A 19671-nucleotide genomic window follows, 5' to 3' on the forward strand; every position below is an offset into this window, starting at 1 on the left:
GCCTATTTTTGTTAAAAATTTTGTGCAACTACTTTCTGATGAAGCGACTATTATTATTCTTATTCTTATTCTTTTTTACGCTGTCGCTTCAAGCACAATTTCAAATCAATGGAATTATCAAAGATTCTGAAAATAAAAAAGCACTTCCTTTTGCCACCATCAGGACCGAAAACGGCTTTTCTACTATCGCAGATGTTGATGGAAAATTCAATTTTATTCTGATATCGGAACCACAAACTTTGACGATTTCGTATGTTGGCTATGTGGCGAAAACCATTACATTATCCGGAGTAAACGCTTTTTTAACGGTTTATCTTTTACCAAAAGTTGACGAATTGAACGAAGTTACTATTTCGAATGTAAATCCGGCAAACGCAATAATCACCAAGGTTATTCAGAAAAGAGATGACAATAATCCACAAAAAAAACTGAATTATTTTCAATTTAAGTCGTACAACAAATTATTGGTTACAGCCAATCCTGATTCTATAGTTGGAAAAATTGATACGCTATTTGTCAATGCGGTTACGAAAGATAAAATAGCTAAAATTGATTCTTCTGATTACAAATTCAAGAAGATTATTGATAAACAACATTTGTTCCTAACCGAAAAAGTTTCACAATTTCAATTCGAAAAACCCATATTAAAAGAAACAATTCTCGGTACGAAAATGGCAGGTTTTAAAGAACCGATCTATGAACTTTTAGGGTTTGGATTGCAGTCGTTTTCAGTGTACAATGACAAATACGAATTGTTTGAAACCAAATACAAAAGTCCTATTTCTAATAATGCATTAAAGGAATACCGGTATAAAATCCTCGACACAACATTAATTGGCAATCGGGAAGTGGTTGTGATTTATTTTAAAAATCAGAATAAAAAAGGATTGGAAGGATTGCTCTATATTGACAACGAAAACTATGCAATCGCTAAGGCCGTGATGCGTATTCGAGGTGTTTTAGACATTACCGGAATTCACGAATTCACTTATTTACATAATGAAAAGCTGTGGTTTCCAATAAAGAAAAATTTTAAAATCGTAAAAGGAAAAAGCAAGGAACCAACAAAAATGCTGGGTGGAAGAATTGAATTTGCCGCAGAAGATGAAGATGAGTCTAGCACTAAAAAAGACGCTTCTGACTACACTTATCTTTCCTCAGAAATGCAGGTTTTTGATTTGGCTGTAAATAACAATGTAAAAATAAAAAAGTCTTCGGTAATCATTGAGGTTAAAGAAAATGCAATTAAAAGAGATGAAGCATTTTGGGTTCAAAACAGAACGGACAGCTTAGACATAAGAAGCGAACGCACCTATTTTGTTTTGGATAGCGTTGTTACCAAACAGAATATTGAGCGTAAAATAAAACTTGGAAGAAAACTATTTACGGGTTATGTTCCTGTTGGTATTTTCGATTTTGATATGCGTTATCTTTTGAGTTATAATAATTTTGAGGGTTTTCGTTTAGGAATTGGCGGTATTACCAACGATCGTTTTTCTAAAAAAATTCGTTTTGAAGGCTATACGGCTTATGGTTTAAAAGACGAAACTTTAAAATACAATGTTGGAACAGCCATCCGAGTGGGTAATTTTTCAAACACATGGATTGGTGGCTCGTATACCGATGACGTTCGCGAAATTGCGAGTGTGGCATTTGCAACAGATAAAAGGGTATTCAAAATTTATGATCCGCGTCCGATAAACATTAGTACATTTTATAATCATAAAACTTGGCGCGGATACATTGAGACCAAAATTATTCCTAAAACGGAGACTATATGGCAAATTTCGCACAGTGAAATAAGTCCGTTATTTAATTACGCTTTCAATTACAACAACAAGTTGTATACTGATTTTACAATGTCAACAGCAATGGTTTCTATGCAATGGAATCCTTTTAGTGATTATATGCAAACGCCAAATGGCAAAATTGAATTCGAAAAACGATTTCCGAAGTTCGCATTTCAATTTACGAAATCGTTACCTAATTTCTTTGCCAATGATTTTGATTTTGGTAAAATTGACCTGCGAATCGAATATGAAAAAAAATACTTGAACGGACAAAAATCAGCATTTTTACTTCAGTCTGGTTACACTTTCGGTGCTTTACCATTGACACATTTGTACAATACTTCGCCCAATAATTTGACGAAAGACAACATTTTACAAAGGATTACCATTGCGGGTAAAAACAGTTTTGAAACCATGTATTTCAACGAATTCTTTTCGAGCGAATACGTAATGCTTCAGCTAAAGCACGGTTCGAAAAGAGTAGAATTGTTCAAAAAAGTGAAGCCAACCTTTGTTTTAGTTACACGTATGGCTTGGGGAAATCTACAACATCCGGAGCGTCATATAGGCATTGGCTACAAGACATTGGACAGAGGATTTTTTGAATCGGGAATTGAACTAAACCAAATTTACAGAGGTTTTGGACTCACCGGATTTTACCGATATGGCCCTAACCAATTGCCACGATTTGAAGATAATTTAGCGGTTAAATTGAGCTTTGTCTTTGATTTCGGATTTTAATTTTCAGCTTTTGTTTTAGTATTGGTAAACATCAGTCCAAACATCATGATCAAAGCCGTTATGATTATCACCTGAATCAGCAAAGAATTATTAATTATTTTAGACGAATGACCTATCGGAATGGATAAAAACAACAACACGGTAATTAATCCTCGAGGCGAAATAAACACTAAGGGATGCAGTTTTATCTTTAGTAATTTTAAGGTTATAAATCGTATAATGAAAATACAAACAACTATTCCGACTGACCAAACAAGTGCTTTTACATTTAATAATTCACTTGTTTTTATCATAAAACCAAACAATATAAAAAATAAGGTTCTTATCAGAAATGTAAACTCAATGGTAAGTTCCTTAAATTTAGTAACTTCCTTATTTAATGTTTCAGATTGAATTTTATCCAAATATTTTATTTTTTTGATTTGATTTAGATTTCCCATAAAAATTCCAAATAATAATATGAAAACCAACGCCGGTAAATGATAGATCTTAGAAATATGATAAATCATAATGATTAGAATGATAATGGGTGCAAATTTTACTTTGTGCCTTATTTTACTCAATAAAAAGGACAACGCGATTGTTGCCAAGAACGAAATAATCAGAATCAGGAAAATATCTATAAAAAAATCAACGAACGATGAGGTATTAATTTCTTCGTGAAGCGCGACAAAGTTGAAAAATACGACACCAAAAACATCGGATAAACTACTTTCATACACAATGAATTCCTTTTGAGAAGAAATCAAATTTTTTGATCCGGAAATCGCCACAGCGCTACTAATTATAGAAAACGGAATCGCGTTTATTAAACTATCTTTAAAAGTATTATTGGGATCAAAGTAATAAATCGCCTGAGCCAAGCCGAAACTTATCAAAATCATTGGAAGTAAAGCTACCACCGCCGATTTTCCAATCATAGATAAATTTGATCTGTGGACTTCTATTTCCAAAGAGCCATCTAAAACAATCATTATTAATCCAATGGTACCGATAGCAGGCAATTGCTCTTCAATACCTGGAAATGAAATCTGAAATAAATCGGCAATTTGTTTCACGGTCCATCCCAAAATCAAAAGCAAAATTACGGATGGAATTCGCGTTTTTGACGAGGTGATGTCAAAGATGTAAGCCAAAAGTAATAATCCGCAAATAACAATAATAATCGATCCCGACATAATCTCTCAATTTGTTTTCAAATATAATTTTATTTCCAACAACTCCTATTTTCTTACCATAATGTTTTTATCAAATTACTACAAATCTTTATAATCTAACTTTAAGTTTATGCATCGTTTTAACTACCTTTGCAACCGTTTTTAAACTACAATGAAAAAGAAAATAAAGGTAGGATTCTGGGAATTTGTGGCCGGAATTGTACTCCGCAATAGAATACTAATTCTTAGTCTAATTGGACTAATCACAATTTTTTTGGCTTTCCAATGGAAATACATCCATTTTACCTACACTGAAGCCAATCTTCTGCCTGATGATCATGAAGTAAATCTCGAATACAATGCTTTTCTGAAAGAATTTGGAGAAGAAGGCAATCTTATTATTATTGGATCCAAAGATTCACGTTTATTCACTCCAAAAGTCTTCAGTCAATGGAGTCATTTGATGGAAGATTTAAAGCAACAGCCCGAAGTAGAATTGGTCGTTTCTGTTGATAATATTACCAAATTACAAAAAAATGACAGCCTGAATTCCTTTGAGTTAATTCCGTTTTTTGACAAACAAAAAGTAACGGATGCAACTTATTTATCTAAAACAAAAACGGAACTTTTTACCAGAACGCCTTTCTATGAAGGATTACTCTACAATAAAAAAGATGGAACCATTCGCTCCGCGATTTATTTGGATAAAAAAATAGTAAATACGCCCCAACGTAAAGACTTCATTTTAAATACATTCATTCCAAAAGTGGCAGCTTTTGAAAAGACAACCGGAATTGATTTGCACGTTTCGGGAATGCCGTACATTCGAACCTTGAATGCCAAAAGTATTTTGGGCGAAATAAGCCTTTTTATTGGCGCAGCGCTTTTCATTACATCCTTTATTTTCTTCTTCTTTTTCCGATCCCACAGAGCTACATTAATTGCCGTTCTGATTGTGATTTTTGGCGTAATGTGGACTTTCGGATTTATTGGGCTTTTCCGTTTTGAGATCACGATATTAACCGGATTGATTCCGTCTTTAGTAATTGTAATCGGAATACCCAATTGTATTTTCCTGACCAATAAATACCAGCAGGAATATAGGAGTCACGGAAATAAAGCCAAAGCTTTGCAACGTGTAATTACTCGAGTTGGAACGGCAACGTTGATGACCAATTTAACAACCGCGGCAGGTTTTGCCACGTTTATGATTACCAATAGCGAACTGCTGAAGGAATTTGGTTTGGTTGCTTCGGTAAGCATCGTTGCGCTGTTCTTTTTGTGTCTGATCATTATCCCTATTTACTACAGTTATCAGCCCGTTCCTAAAGCCAAACATTTGGAACACCTGAACCGAAATTACACTCAAAAATTCATGAATTGGATTCAGAGGATGGTAAAACACAACCGAACTAAGGTATATGTGGTTGCCGTTGCTCTTTTTGTTATTAGTTTTTTTGGAGCTTTAAAAATAAAAACTTCAGGTAGTTTAACTGAAGATATGCCGAAAAATACTGGATTCTTTCAAGATATTGTTTTCTTTGAAAAAGAATTTGGCGGCGTTATGCCTTTGGAAATAACCATTGATACCAAGCGAAAAAAAGGCGTGATGAAGCTTTCCACCATGAGAAAAATGGAGGAACTTCAAAAAACCATTGATTCTATTCCAGAGCTTTCAAAACCCATTTCAATTGTAAACTTGGTGAAATATTCGAAGCAATCTTTCTATAATGGAAATCCCGAATATTACGATTTACCCACATCACAAGAGCAAGCTTTTATTTTGAGTTATGCTAAAAATGCAACCAAGAATACCAAGAAAGACATCATGAAAAGTTACGTTAGTACTGATGGCAGTATTGCGCGAATCACAACATTCATGAAAGACATCGGTACGGGAAACATGGAGAAAGTCGAAAATGAATTGTTAAAAAAAACGAATAAAATTTTTCCTGCTGATCGTTATAAAGTTACTATGACAGGAAAGGCATTAGTGTTTGAAAAAGGAACTAAATACTTATTGGACAATTTGGTCACTTCGTTATTATTTGCCATTTTTATCATTTCGATGCTGATGGTTTTTATGTTCCGTTCGTTCAAAATGGTCATAGTTTCTCTGATTCCGAATTTGCTTCCGCTGATGATTACTGCCGGATTAATGGGCTATTTTGGAATACCTTTAAAACCATCCACTATTTTGATTTTTAGTATTGCCTTCGGACTTTCTGTTGATGATACCATTCACTTTTTGGCACAATACCGTCAGGAATTAAAAAATCACAATTGGAAAATAAAGAAATCCGTATTTGCTACTTTGAAGGAAGCTGGCGTGAGTATGTTTTACACTTCGGTTGTATTGTTTTCAGGATTTTCTATCTTTACTTTATCCAGTTTTGGAGGAACCGTCGCGCTTGGAGGCTTAATCGCCATAACGTTATTATTCGGAATGTTATCCAATTTAATGTTGCTCCCTTGTTTGGTTTTAACCTTAAACAAACGTTTGGCTAACGAGCAAGAATTTCAAGAACCCACAATAGACATCTTAGATCGTCAACAGGAAAACGAAGAAAATTTATAATCTTGTCGTTTTAAATTATATTTGCACTAGAAAAAAAGAATTAAAATGAAACATACAAAAGTTAAAAGCTTACTAAACAGCGAAACAACGATTTCAGTAGTAAATGCAAAAGGTTGGGTAAGAACTTTTAGAAACAATCAATTTATCGCGTTGAACGATGGTTCGACCATTAATAATATTCAATGTGTTGTTGATTTTGAAAACACAGCGGAAGAAACGTTGAAAAGAATCACTACTGGTGCCGCAATTTCAGTAACCGGCGCTTTGGTAGAGAGCAAAGGTGCTGGACAGAAATATGAAATTCAGGTTACCAAATTGGAAATCCTTGGCGATTCAGATGCGGAGAAATTCCCAATGCAACCAAAGAAACATTCTTTGGAATTCCTTAGAGAAAATGCACATTTGAGAGTTAGAACCAATGCTTTCGGAGCAATTATGAGAGTGCGTTCGGTTTTGGCTTTTGCCGTGCATCAGTATTTTCAAGAAAAAGGTTTTGTATATGTGAATACGCCAATCGTTACTGGTGCTGATGCTGAAGGTGCTGGAGAAATGTTCCAAGTAACTTCGTTGCCCTTAGATAATTTGCCAAAAAATGAAGAAGGTACTATTGACTACAAAAAAGATTTTTTCGGGAAACATACCAATCTAACCGTTTCTGGGCAATTAGAAGGTGAAACGTTTGCGATGGCATTAGGTCAGATTTATACTTTTGGACCAACATTTAGAGCTGAAAATTCAAATACTTCGCGTCATTTGGCAGAATTCTGGATGATTGAGCCTGAAGTTGCTTTCAATGATTTGGATGATAATATGGATTTGGCCGAAGATTTTATTCAGTATGTAATTAAATATACGATGGATAAATGTCAGGATGATTTGAAGTTTTTGGAAGGACGTTTGACCGAGGAAGAAAAATCAAAACCTCAAGCTGACAGAAGCGAAATGAGTTTATTAGAAAAATTAAACTTTGTGTTAGAAAACAACTTTAAACGTGTTTCGTATACTGAAGCTATTGATATTTTAAGAGATTCTACTCCGAATAAAAAGAAGAAATTCCAATACATTATCAACGAATGGGGTGCCGATTTACAGTCGGAACACGAAAGATATTTGGTTGAAAAACACTTTAAATGTCCCGTAATTTTATTTGATTATCCAGCAAACATTAAAGCATTTTACATGCGTCTGAACGAAGACGGAAAAACAGTTCGTGCCATGGATATCTTATTCCCTGGAATTGGAGAAATTGTTGGAGGATCTCAAAGAGAAGAGCGCTACGACGTTTTGGTTGAAAAAATGAGAGTTTTAGGCATTGACGAAGAAGAACTTTGGTGGTATTTAGACACGCGAAGATTCGGTTCGGCAACGCACTCCGGCTTCGGATTGGGATTTGAAAGATTGGTACTATTTGTAACGGGAATGACTAATATTCGCGACGTAATTCCTTTTCCACGAACACCGCAAAACGCAGAATTTTAAAAGTTAATTTGGTGATTTGGTTATTTGTAGATTCGAATAACCAAATAACCGAATAATCAAATAAACAAAAATGTTAAAGCAGTTTCTAAATCTAAAATTATCACAAAAGCTATCACCTCAGCAAATTCAGTTGATGAAGTTGATACAATTGCCTACGCAGGCATTTGAACAACGATTGAAGGAGGAAATGATAGAAAATCCGGCATTGGAAACCGGCAAAGATGAGGAAGAGCTTTACGAAAAAGATGAATTTGACAATAACGATGAATATGATGATTACGAAGGCAGCGAGAATATTGATACTGACGAAATCAATATTGACGAATACTTAAGCAACGATGAAACACCCGAGTATAAGCTCCAGGCAAATAATTACAGCGACGATGATGAGCAGTATTCTTCGCCCTTAGCAGCTCCAACAACCTTTCACCAGGATTTAATCAATCAATTGAATACTTTTATCTTAACAGACGAAGAACGCGAAATTGCAGAATTCCTTGTCGGAAGTATTGATGATGATGGATATTTACGCCGCGATGTTCAGGATATTGTTGATGACATGGCCTTTACTCAAGGGATTTATACCAAAGAGAAAACCGTTGAAAAAATACTGCATATAATACAAGATTTAGATCCGGCTGGCGTTGGAGCACGAAATCTGCACGAATGTTTATTATTACAACTCCGACATAAAACACCAACTGAATCGGTTGATTTGGCTATCGATATCATCCAGAATGAATTTGATGCCTTCACCAAAAAACATTACGAAAAACTTCTGGCTCATTATGAAATTTCGAAAGATCAACTTAAAAAAGCCGTTGAAGAAATAGAAAAACTGAATCCAAAACCAGGTGGAGTTTACGATAGCCAAAGCCGCGCAGTGGAGCAGATCGTTCCCGATTTTGCAATCCGTATTGTGGATGGCGAGCTAGAACTAACTCTAAACGGTAGAAATGCGCCAACATTGCACGTTTCCAAAGATTATCAGGAAATGCTCCAAACCTATAAAGATTCACGTGATAAATCGAATTCGCAAAAAGACGCGGTACAGTTTATCAAACAAAAATTGGATTCAGCAAAATGGTTTATCGACGCGATTCGTCAACGTCAAGAAACCCTTTTTGTGACGATGAATGCGATTATGCACTTTCAGCAAGACTATTTCCTTGACGGTGAGGAAACTAAGTTGAAACCTATGATTTTAAAAGACGTAGCCGACATGGTTGGTTTGGATATTTCAACGGTTTCGCGTGTGGCCAATAGCAAATATGTAGATACTCCTTATGGTACCAAATTGATTAAAGAATACTTCTCAGAATCAATGAAAAATGATCAAGGAGAAGATGTTTCTACTTTGGAAATCAAAAAAATTCTGAAAACGATTATTGAGGAAGAAGACAAACACAAACCGTTGCCTGATGATCAACTCGCCGATATTTTAAAAGAAAAAGGCTATCCAATCGCAAGAAGAACTATTGCCAAATACAGGGATTTACTAGATATTCCTGTCGCGCGAATGAGGAAGAAGATTTAGTATTACGACTTATTTGTTTTCTGCTTAAAGCCAATTTCCTTTCTTGGTTCAGTCGTGTCTTTTTTATCAATTAGTTCATCGAGGTAATTAAAAACAAGTTCTATGTTTTTAGTATTGTTGGAAAGTTTCTTTTTGATTTCTTTAATTTCTAATTTCATACTCAAAGTATCAGTAAGGACTTCTCTGATTTTTGTGAAAACTCTAATTATTTGAATGTTCACTTTTATAGATGTTGAACTATTTAGGACACTTGAAAGCATTGCAACTCCTTGCTCAGTAAATGCCATTGGTAAATATTTGGAATGCTCACCTCTCTTTAAGGTGCCGAATTGGCTCCTTAAAATCTCATGTTCTTGTTGCGTTAATTCAAACATAAAATCTTCTGGAAATCTCTAAATATTTCTGCGCACTTGTCGCTTAAGTTGCTTGGTTTCTACACCGTATAATTCGGCTAAATCAGCGTCAAGCATTACTTTTTGTAGTCTGATGAAATAAATTTTACTGCTAATAATTTCATCAGGAAGACTATTCTCATTATTCATAAATAACAAAATTTAATATTAAACTTACAACAAATCTAATAAATATAGTTTACTATTTCTTCCTTGAATTCCTATATTTGTTACAACAACAAAAACCACTTTGAAAAAAATACTTCCTTTTTTTTCGTACGCTTTCCATCCGATTTTCATTCCACTATTTGGAACTTTTTTTTACGTTTTATGGGATTCGCATTATTTTACGATGGCGCAGTGCCTGATACTATTTTTACAAATTATCATCATTACAATTCTATTGCCGATTGCATTTTTCTGCTTACTACGAACTTTCGGAAAAGTAGAAACCGTTATGCTTTCCGACATTTCACAACGCAAAATTCCGTTAATTTTACAAATAATGCTATTTGCTGTTCTGATCGAGAAAAGCATCACTTTTGAACGTTTCCCCAGCTTATATTTGTTCTTTTTTGGTGGAATAATTAGTTCAATATTGGCTTTCGTGTTTCTGTTTGGTAAAATCAAAGCGAGTATTCACATGATTGGAATCAGTTCGCTTACAGTTTACATAATTGGATTGAGCATTCATAACGAAATCAACACCATAAATACTGTTGCTTTTTTCGTAATCATAAATGGCGTAGTTGCTTCCTCTCGACTGGTGATGAAAGCCCATTCTAATAAAGAATTACTAATTGGCTTTTTTTGTGGAGCAATTCCACAATGTGTTTTATTTTACTTTTGGTTATAATATATAAAACATCAGACCAAAGTTGGCCGTGTTCATATCAATCGACTGATTGTCTATTTTCGCAGAAGATTTAAACAACGGATTGAGTCCGTAATAGATATAAAAGTTCCAAGTATTCCAACCAGCTGCTACATATGCTCCATATTGAAACTGGTTAACATCCTTATTATTGGATATGGCAACCGTTCCCGCTGAACCTTCTGATTTGTATAGGTCGTAAAAAACATAGCTGAATTTAAATCCCGTATAAACCCTCCAAAAAATATGACTTTCCGGAGTGGAATTGCGCCATCTAAATTCGACAGGCAGATCAATCGTATAAAGCGATAATTTGTTCTTAACAAATGAAGTATTTTCGTCTGGAACTTGATAGGAATACGTTCCGGCTTCTTCTGTAATTCTCAAATTTTGATTGTAAACCGATACGGAACATCCCAAACCTGCAGCAAGAGCAAAAGTTCTCTTCTTGTTAATAGGCATATCTCTCAGAAAACCAAAAGCTATTCCAGGCGAAAGTTTGTTCTGGTTAATTCCAAAAGGACGCTTTTGAAGCGCATTATACGTAATGTTGAGGTAAAACTGGTCTTCACGATATAACGAATCCACAGCATCAAAATCAATTTCTTGTTGCTGGGCAAAAGTGCCAAGCGCTGTAAAAAATGTTATGATGAAAAGATAGACTCGCATACCGCTATTTTAAGAAAGAAAAGCAGAGAGGAAGGGATTCGAACCCTCGTTATGTTACCATAAACACGCTTTCCAAGCGTGCGCCTTCAGCCACTCGGCCACCTCTCTAATAGTGTTGCAAATAACCGTAATTTTTTTCAGTAAAAAAAGTTAGTTTGACAATTTATTACTGCATTTCACCGCGTAAAGACGTCTCAAAAATAGTTTTGAAAACTGAAGGCGCCACATTTTGTCCTAACAGATACATCAATTTGGTAATTGCAGCTTCCGTAGTAATATCTTTTCCAGAAATTATGCCTATTTTTTTGAGTTGTGAACTGGTTTCGTATTGTCCCATATTGACACTTCCGCCCGAACATTGAGTAACATTAATAATATGTAAACCACCTTTGATGGCATTTTTCAAGATAGTGATAAACCATTCTTCGGTTGGTGCATTACCAGAGCCATAGGTTTCGAGAAGTATACCTTTCAGATTTGGAATAGCAATAATAGCGGACAAAACAGATTCGTTTATTCCTGGAAACATTTTCACGATCATAACATTGCCATCCATTTCTTTATGGACAAGTAGTTTCTTAGAATGTCTCGACAGCAACATATTCGAATTTACATTCAGATGTACTCCAGATTCTACTAAATGCGGATAATTTGGCGAAGCAAAAGCGTTAAAATGTTCGGCATTTATTTTGGTTGTGCGGTTTCCACGATACAATTTATATTCAAAATAAAGACACACTTCGTGAATTACAGATTTCCCTTTTTGCTGTAATGAAGCAATTTGAATTGCAGTAATCAAGTTTTCTTTGGCATCAGTTCTTAAATCTCCAATTGGTAATTGAGAACCTGTGAAGACCACTGGCTTGTTCAAATTTTCAAGCATAAAACTTAAGGCTGATGCTGAATAGGACATTGTATCTGAGCCGTGAAGCACTACAAATCCGTCAAAATTAGCATAATTTTTTTCGATGATTTCTGCAATATCTACCCATTTTTGCGGATTGATATTCGAGGAATCAATAGGCGTTTTAAAAGAAATGGTTTCAATATTACAATCAAGAAGTTTGAGCTCCGGAATTTTTTGCAACAATTTTTTAAAGTTGAATGCTTTAAGTACTCCCGTTTCAAAATCTTTAATCATACCAATGGTTCCGCCGGTATATATTAAAAGTATGTTGGACTTAGACTGCATTCTCGTATTTTGATTTATTCACCACAGGATTGGCATACATGGCTAGGAAGCTTTCCACCATCTGTGGATTATTTTCATCTATTCTCATTTCAAGTCTGCGTTCAAATAAAGATTTTTCATCTTCCGTATAACAATGGCTGTATTTATCAGATTTATTCAATAAATCATAAGCAATATAATTAGTGGGCCACAACTTATAACTTTGTAAAATAGAATCGTCTATTGCCTGAGCTACAGCCTGAACTTGCTTATTATTATTGTCAAATTCGACAGCAATTTTATCTAATTCTTGGTCTAAGACATCTCCAATATGAATATGAATGTGTTTCTTTTGCCCAATGATTCCGCTAAGTAATGTGATGAAATCTTCATTTTTTTCTTTGATGTAAATTTGATCGTTTGCTTGAGCAATCAACTGTGGCATTTTCAAAGCATCCGTTGGATCGTATTCGTATGAAATAGAAACGGGAACAATCTTTATCTTTTTGAAATACTCCGTCAAATTCTTTTCATCAGAACCCATGGCGAGCATCTTTAATACCCCAGAATGTGTGGCATCGTTTCCATCTTTAGTTCTTCCTTCACGCTGTGCAATCCAAACTGAACGATTTTCGCGCAGCAATAATTGCCCAATGTATTCCGACATTAACTTAGAACTTTCCAGTAATTCTCTTGGGGATAAACCGCGTTGTACTAGAAAATTTCTATTAAGTTTTGCTAGTGTATTCATAAAATCGCGCTTCACCAAATTATCTCCAATTGCCGAAGCCGTCATTACCAATCCGTGTTCAAATAAACAAGCATTTAGCAAAGAAGTGTCTAAAATAATATCTCTGTGATTGGAAATAAAAAGGTAAGCAGTGTTTTTTTGTAATTTTTCAAAACCCGAAGTGGATAAGCCATCCGAACTCTTTTCCAACACTTTTTTCAAAGCTTTGTATATAAAATTACACTGAAAATCGCGAATAGAATGGGTTCGTTTTAATTGTGCTTTCCAAATTTCATCTTCAACCTCAGGAAAGGTAAAATCCATTATTGCTTTCATCATCGGATGATTCACCGAAGCACAAATGGCATCATTTACCTCAGTATCATAAAACGGACGAATTGAATCAAATTTCTGCATCATGGATTAAATTTAACAGGGACAAAAGAACAAAAATAACTCAATTTTTGTCGATTACAACATTAAATTCCAAAAACTGCTTTGGAATTTTCGGTAGTGATTTGGGCAATTTTTCCCAACGGCAATTCATAAATCTGCGCTAATTTTTCGGCTACCAATGTAGTATAACTGCTTTCATTTCGCTTTCCGCGATAAGGCACTGGCGCTAAATAGGGTGAATCGGTTTCGAGGACAATATGTTTCAAGTCGATATCCTTTAAAAATTGATCAATCTTTCCGTTTTTGAAAGTGGCAACTCCACCAATTCCCAGTTTCATGTTTAGGTCGATCGCCCTTTTAGCTTGACCGAAATCGCCAGTAAAACAATGGAATATTCCAAATAAATCGGCTGCTTTTTCGGAATCCAAAACTTCAAAAACTTCATCAAAGGCATCGCGACAATGAATATTTATAGCTAATTTATATTTTTTAGCCAATTGAATTTGGTATTGAAAAGCGTGTTGCTGTTGTTTCAAAAAAGTCTTATCCCAAAACAAATCAATTCCGATTTCGCCTACAGCGTAGAATTTTTTCTTGGCCAATTCCGTTTCAACATGGGCTAATTCTTCTAGATAGTTTTCTTTGACATACGTTGGATGTAAACCCATCATTAAATGAATATTTTCAGGAAATTGGTCTTCCAAATCATACATTTTCTGCGTATGCTGAGAATCAATTGACGGCACAAAAAATCGAGAAACTCCGGCTTCAATCGCCCGTTGTATCATTTCAGTTCGGTCTTGGTCAAATTCTTCAGAATACAGATGCGTATGCGTATCGGTTAAAATCATTGTAAAAAAGTAACTGCGTTTCTAAGTTGCAAAGTTTATTAAAAAAATCCGTTCGGCAAGCCTTGGGTCAAAGTTTGTTGCCTATTTTTGAATTACATTTGACATCATTTTACAATTTTATGGAGCAACTTCAACTCATTCTCAAAAAAGAAAAATACAAAAAAATAAAATTCAAAGTCTCAAAAACCCAGCATTTACTTATAAAGGCTACAATTAACGGAATGTCTGGAAATTTTATTTTAGATACTGGCGCTTCTAATAGTTGTGTTGGTTTTGAAGGCATTGAATTTTTTAATCTTAAAGCGGGAAAATCAAAAACGAAAGCTTCGGGTGCTGGTGCAACGGGAATGTTTACCAAATTAGCAAAAAACAATTCACTTCAAATTGGACGATGGAAAACAGAAGGTTTGCACTTGATCATTTTTGATATGGAACATGTAAATGAAGCCTTAAGACAGCACAAAGCCAAGCCCGTTCAAGGAATTATTGGTGCCGATATATTATTAGAAGGGAAAGGAATTATCGATTATTATAATCATTGTCTGTATTTAAAGTAATATCTATATATTTGATTATTAAATACATTAGTCATGAAAAAAAACTACCTTTCTTTATTATCATTATTAGTGTTTGGATTACTCAGCACAATTTCTTTCGGACAGATTAATGCTGTTGATGATACTTTTGCTGTTGTTTATGGTACGGGTCAAGTTACCGCTGGCGATATCCTACTAAATGATACACGGAATGGTGTTTCGACACAAGCTGCGAATGTTATTATTTCCACTATTTCTACTACGAATCCGGGCATTTCTATTTCAGGAACTACTATTGTTGTAGCTTCGGGAACACCACGAGGAACATATACTTTGACCTATCAAATATGTGACGCGTCAAATCCGACCATCTGTGATACCGCTCTTGCGACAATAAATACAAAAATCATAGCAAATCCGGATAACATTTTTATATCTGCTTGTGGATTTATTGTTGCTGGAAACGTTTTAGGTTCAGGCTCTGATTTGAACATAATTGATTCTTTGAATGATGAACCTGCGATACTAACTCCTTATTATACTCAACCAGGAAATGTATTGCATCCAGCCACTGTCACTTTAACTTACATACAAACCTATCCCGACATTCAGATAGTATCAAATGGTGATATTATTATAACTAATTCAATCCCTTCTAATAATTATATTTTGACTTATGAATTATGTGAAATAGCGCATCCAAATAATTGCAGTACGGGTTATGTAAACTTAAATGTTTATCCCACATACGTCATTGCTAGCGATGATGATTTTAGCTTTTTACCTATTGACAATACTGTTGGCGGAACCACTTCCAGTGTTCTAGATAATGATTTTTCAGGATGTTTTGGAATTCTTAATCCGGGTAACTCATTTGTAATGCCAATGTCTGTTCCTAATGGTTTAACTTTTAACTTCGATGGAACAATTACGGTAGCAATAGGAACTGCGCCTGGCACTTATTTAGTAGACTATACCGTGTGCGAAAATGGTTTTGGGGGTTGTGATCAAGCTACAGCAACTGTTTATGTAACTGGCGTTTCAAGTGTAGTAGCCCTCTATGACAATTTTACTGCTAATTACCCAAATACCACTACCACAAGTGTTCTAACTAATGACACCTTGAATGGCAGTTTAATAACAAACCCTTCAAGCGTAAGTATCACAGCGCTGAATAACCCTTCCGGTTTTACACTAAATGCCAACGGGACGATAACAATTGGGGCTGCAGTAACCGAAGGAACTTACACTGTTCCTTATCAAATTTGCAGCAGCGCAAACCCAAGTGATTGTTATGTAAATTATGCCTATGTCGTTGTTTTTAAAAACAGGATTTTAGGAAACGTCAAGTTTGATGCCAATGGTAATGGATGTGATGTAAATGATGGTTATTTAAATAATATCAGCGTAAAAAACATAAATGGAGCCAATACTTATACCAGCTATACAAATTATAATGGCACGAGTGGATATTATTTAATTGGTGATGCAGGAACAAACACCGTTTCTGTAACGAATTTACCAAGCTATTTTACAGTTACTCCTACAAATCAAGTGGTTAATTTTGCAACGGCGGGATTAACGTCAACTCTAGGCGATTTTTGTGTTTCTATCAATTCTAATGTTAATGATTTAGAAGTGGTATTGATTCCCAAATTCAATGTGGTTCCTGGTCTTCCAGCATTTTATACTATTTGGTTTAAAAACAATGGAAGCACGACCTTGAGTGGCCAAATCGCATTCCAATTTGACAATACAAAAATGTCGTTTTTAAGTAGTAGTCCTACACCAGACACTATTGGAACCAATACATTAACGTATACTTTTTCAAACATACTCCCTTTTCAAAGTAGAGAAATTAGCAATGTTAAATTCCAAGTCGCTACTCCTACTACTGTAAATTCTGGAGATGTAGTTTCTTTCACAAGCTCCATAACACCAGCAGTTTCTGATGCTACACCAACAAATAATACTAATAGCATCTCACAAACTGTCGTAAACTCGCAAGATCCAAATGACATTGTAGTTCATGAAGGAGCAACAATAACTTTAGCAAAAGCGCAACAAGAGTATTTACATTATACAATCCGTTTTCAAAATGTTGGTACTTCAGAGGCTATAAATATTAAAGTTGTAAACGATTTAGATGCAAAATTAGATTGGAGCACATTTCAATTACTATCAACAAGTCATGTTTGCAGAGTGAAAAATCAAAATAGTCATAATGAATTTTTATTCGAAGGGATCAACTTACCTGGAAGTACAAACGAACCTTTGAGTCATGGCTATATAACGTATAAAGTAAAGCCAATTTCATCTATTGCAGTTGGGAATGTAATCCCAAATTGGGCCAACATCTATTTTGATTACAATGCACCTATTGTAACAAATGTGGCTTCGACAACTATTGGTCCTAACTTAGCAAATGACACTTTTGCTTTCAACAACTTTAAGTATTCGCCGAATCCCGTAAAAAGTTCATTATTTATTTCAAATGGGGCAACAATTGACTCTATCGAAATCACTTCAATTACTGGGCAAAAGGTGATGAATCTACCCGTAAATAATTTACAAACAGAAATAAACCTATCAAAACTTTCCAAAGGAATTTATTTTGTAAAAGTTAGTTCGGAAAGTCAGGAAAAAATAGTTAAGGTAATTAAAGATTAAACCTTACTGCTGTCTTTATTTGAAGAAAAATGTTTTTTGAGCGAATAATAAGCAATAATTGTACTCACCAACATTAAGATACTACCTAATATAAAAGGAGCTCCAGGTAGTTTAAACGGTGCCTCATCGTGCGTGAAATAATAAAATGTATTGGTCATCATTACTGGTCCAATAATTGCCGACGCACTCATTAAACTGGCTAAAGTTCCCTGAATTTCCCCTTGTTCATTCGCTGGAACTTTTGAAGAAATCGTCGCTTGTAATGCTGGACCCGCGATTCCGCCTAAGCAATACGGAATTAGAAATACAAACATCATCCAGCTCTCTGTGGCAAAGGCAAAAAGCAGCATACCAATGGTGTATAGCGCTAGGCCAATGTAAATACTTTTTTCGTTTCCTAATCTTGGACTGGTAAAGCGAATCAATCCCCCTTGAACTATTCCAACCAAAAGGCCGACTACACCTAAAGAAATTCCAACCATTTTTTCATCCCAATTGAAACGATACATAGTGTAAAAACTCCAATTGCTATGAACGGCATGCGAACCAACGTATAAAAGAAACATACACAATACTAAACCCACTAATGTCGGATGCTTTTTCAACCTCAATATGGCTGTTATTGGATTGGCACGTCTCCATTCGAATTCTCTTCTGTTACTTTTAGCTAAGGATTCAGGCAAGATAAAATAGCCGTAAAGAAAATTGAGCATGCATAAAACTGCCGCAGCATAAAACGGAACTCTCGAACCATATTGGCCTAATAATCCACCCAGAACTGGCCCAATTATAAATCCGAGTCCAAAAGCAGCGCCTATCATACCGAAGTTTTTAGCTCTGTTTTCGGGAGTACTCACATCAGCAATATAAGCCGAAGCGGTTGTAATACTTGCCCCTGTTAACCCAGCAATAATTCTTCCGATAAAAAGCCACAGAATTGTTGGTGCAAAAGCGAGTAGTAGATAATCCATTGAAAAGGCAAAAAGTGAAATTAAGATTATGGGTCTGCGCCCAAATTTATCACTCAAATTCCCAACTAATGGGGCGAAAACAAATTGGGTAATCGCGTAAGCGAAGGTTAGCCATCCTCCAATTTTGGCTGCTTCGCTAATGTCGCCATGAATGAGTTCTTGGATTAATTTTGGAATTACTGGAATGATAATTCCCCAACCTGTGATATCGATCAGCATAGTAATAAAAATAAATCCTATCGCTGCTTGTTTTTGGTCTTTTTTCATAGCTATTTTTTGGGCGTTACCACAAGGGTCGGGCTTTGCGCTCCAATCTTTTGTAAAAACAAAAGGATTTCCACTGCACTCCCTAACGCGGAATTGCAAATAAACGAAAAACCTCGCTTAGAAAAGCAAGCGAGAATATATTTATATCGACTCTATTTTATAATTTTTTAAGAAAAATTTAATAATTAAAATTTTACGAATTTCTTTGAAATAATCTTAAAAATTCTTGCGTTTTTGAAATAAAAGTTTAGTTTTGCGGTCAATAATCTAAAAAACAAAACATTATGAAAAAATTATTTTTATTCGTTTCATTAATTGCAGTAACAGTTTCACTTAATTCTTGTTCAAGTGATAGTGATGGTGGAAGCTCAATGAGTTTAAAAGTTGACGGAGTTAAAAAAAACTTTAAGACCGTAATATTCTCGTTTGGTGGAACAACATCTGTATACGGATATACTGGTAACGTTGACACTCCAACTGAAGAAGTAGAATTTGATCTTGCAACAGGTACTGGTGCTGGTAAAGTTACTAACTTTAATTATTACACCGCTACAACTGATTACACAGCAGTAACTTTTACTTCTAATGTTACAGAAAACAGCGCAACTTCAGCAAAAGGAACTTTTTCTGGAACTGTTGAGCCATTTGGAGCAGGAGCTGACGTAGTTATTACTGAGGGTACATTCTCAGGTAAAGTAACTGTTGGTCAATAATTAATTTATATTAATTCGAATAAAAAAAGCCGTTTAGAGTTTTGAACATGCCCCAAAAAGTTAGACACTATTTGAGGCATTTTTTATGGAAAGAAAAGTAAAGTATGATTACGCATTTAAATTAGAATGTGTAGAATTGGTTTTAAAGA

At 35.0% G+C, this 19671-nt stretch carries 14 protein-coding genes, 1 tRNA gene and 1 pseudogene; 8 read left to right on the forward strand and 8 right to left on the reverse strand.

Going from position 1 to position 19671, the window contains the following annotated elements; genetic code table 11:
* Positions 1 to 38: 38 nt before the first annotated feature.
* On the forward strand, positions 39 to 2531 hold the full coding sequence (locus PSU83_RS03390) for a DUF5686 family protein (RefSeq protein WP_300586731.1): 2493 nt from the start codon (positions 39 to 41) through the stop codon (positions 2529 to 2531).
* Here the strand turns inward: PSU83_RS03390 and PSU83_RS03395 are convergent.
* Complete coding sequence (locus tag PSU83_RS03395; protein ID WP_300586734.1) at positions 2528 to 3709, reverse strand: sodium:proton antiporter; 1182 nt, start codon at positions 3707 to 3709, stop codon at positions 2528 to 2530. The two genes, PSU83_RS03390 and PSU83_RS03395, sit on opposite strands and share 4 nt — an antisense overlap.
* A 151-nt stretch (positions 3710 to 3860) precedes the next feature.
* Between PSU83_RS03395 and PSU83_RS03400 the strand changes: the two genes are divergently transcribed.
* From PSU83_RS03400 to rpoN, 3 genes are all read left to right on the forward strand, one after another.
* A complete protein-coding gene (locus PSU83_RS03400) occupies positions 3861 to 6266 on the forward strand; it encodes an efflux RND transporter permease subunit (protein WP_300586736.1) in 2406 nt (801 codons plus the stop codon).
* A gap of 45 nt (positions 6267 to 6311) precedes the next feature.
* A complete protein-coding gene (gene asnS, locus PSU83_RS03405) occupies positions 6312 to 7745 on the forward strand; it encodes an asparagine--tRNA ligase (protein WP_300586738.1) in 1434 nt (477 codons plus the stop codon).
* Between the two features lie 70 nt (positions 7746 to 7815).
* Entirely contained in the window at positions 7816 to 9282 is a 1467-nt protein-coding gene (gene rpoN, locus PSU83_RS03410; RefSeq protein WP_300586740.1) for an RNA polymerase factor sigma-54, read from the forward strand.
* 2 nt (positions 9283 to 9284) lie between these two features.
* On the opposite strand, the pseudogene PSU83_RS03415 reads toward rpoN, so the two are convergent.
* Positions 9285 to 9824: pseudogene (locus PSU83_RS03415) on the reverse strand (ORF6N domain-containing protein).
* A gap of 100 nt (positions 9825 to 9924) precedes the next feature.
* On the opposite strand from PSU83_RS03415, the gene PSU83_RS03420 reads away from it, so the two are divergent.
* Positions 9925 to 10530 (forward strand): hypothetical protein, encoded by a 606-nt coding sequence (locus PSU83_RS03420; protein ID WP_300586742.1) that lies wholly within the window; start codon positions 9925 to 9927, stop codon positions 10528 to 10530.
* Here PSU83_RS03420 and PSU83_RS03425 read toward each other — a convergent pair.
* The 5 genes from PSU83_RS03425 to PSU83_RS03445 form a co-directional block, all read right to left on the reverse strand.
* Entirely contained in the window at positions 10525 to 11217 is a 693-nt protein-coding gene (locus PSU83_RS03425) for a porin family protein (RefSeq protein ID WP_300586744.1), read from the reverse strand. The genes PSU83_RS03420 and PSU83_RS03425 overlap by 6 nt on opposite strands.
* A gap of 23 nt (positions 11218 to 11240) precedes the next feature.
* Positions 11241 to 11325: transfer RNA gene (locus PSU83_RS03430), tRNA-Ser, on the reverse strand.
* 58 nt (positions 11326 to 11383) lie between these two features.
* Positions 11384 to 12409, reverse strand: coding sequence for an asparaginase (locus PSU83_RS03435; protein ID WP_300586746.1), 1026 nt, complete (start codon positions 12407 to 12409; stop codon positions 11384 to 11386).
* Complete coding sequence (locus tag PSU83_RS03440; protein ID WP_300586767.1) at positions 12399 to 13535, reverse strand: 1-acyl-sn-glycerol-3-phosphate acyltransferase; 1137 nt, start codon at positions 13533 to 13535, stop codon at positions 12399 to 12401. The genes PSU83_RS03435 and PSU83_RS03440 overlap by 11 nt, the downstream gene beginning before the upstream one ends.
* Before the next feature lie 62 nt (positions 13536 to 13597).
* Positions 13598 to 14365 carry a TatD family hydrolase gene (locus PSU83_RS03445; protein ID WP_300586748.1) on the reverse strand — a complete coding sequence of 256 codons (768 nt, stop codon included), beginning with the start codon at positions 14363 to 14365 and terminating at the stop codon, positions 13598 to 13600.
* A 119-nt stretch (positions 14366 to 14484) separates the two neighbouring features.
* Between PSU83_RS03445 and PSU83_RS03450 the strand changes: the two genes are divergently transcribed.
* Entirely contained in the window at positions 14485 to 14922 is a 438-nt protein-coding gene (locus PSU83_RS03450; RefSeq protein WP_300586750.1) for a retropepsin-like aspartic protease, read from the forward strand.
* A gap of 33 nt (positions 14923 to 14955) precedes the next feature.
* Positions 14956 to 17571 (forward strand): T9SS type A sorting domain-containing protein, encoded by a 2616-nt coding sequence (locus PSU83_RS03455; protein WP_300586752.1) that lies wholly within the window; start codon positions 14956 to 14958, stop codon positions 17569 to 17571.
* Here the strand turns inward: PSU83_RS03455 and PSU83_RS03460 are convergent.
* Entirely contained in the window at positions 17568 to 18815 is a 1248-nt protein-coding gene (locus PSU83_RS03460; RefSeq protein WP_300586769.1) for a TCR/Tet family MFS transporter, read from the reverse strand. The two genes, PSU83_RS03455 and PSU83_RS03460, sit on opposite strands and share 4 nt — an antisense overlap.
* A gap of 278 nt (positions 18816 to 19093) precedes the next feature.
* On the opposite strand from PSU83_RS03460, the gene PSU83_RS03465 reads away from it, so the two are divergent.
* Positions 19094 to 19522 (forward strand): hypothetical protein, encoded by a 429-nt coding sequence (locus tag PSU83_RS03465; RefSeq protein WP_300586754.1) that lies wholly within the window; start codon positions 19094 to 19096, stop codon positions 19520 to 19522.
* Positions 19523 to 19671 lie beyond the last annotated feature (149 nt).

It is taken from the genome of Flavobacterium sp., from assembly GCF_029945805.1.
Taxonomy (GTDB): domain Bacteria; phylum Bacteroidota; class Bacteroidia; order Flavobacteriales; family Flavobacteriaceae; genus Flavobacterium.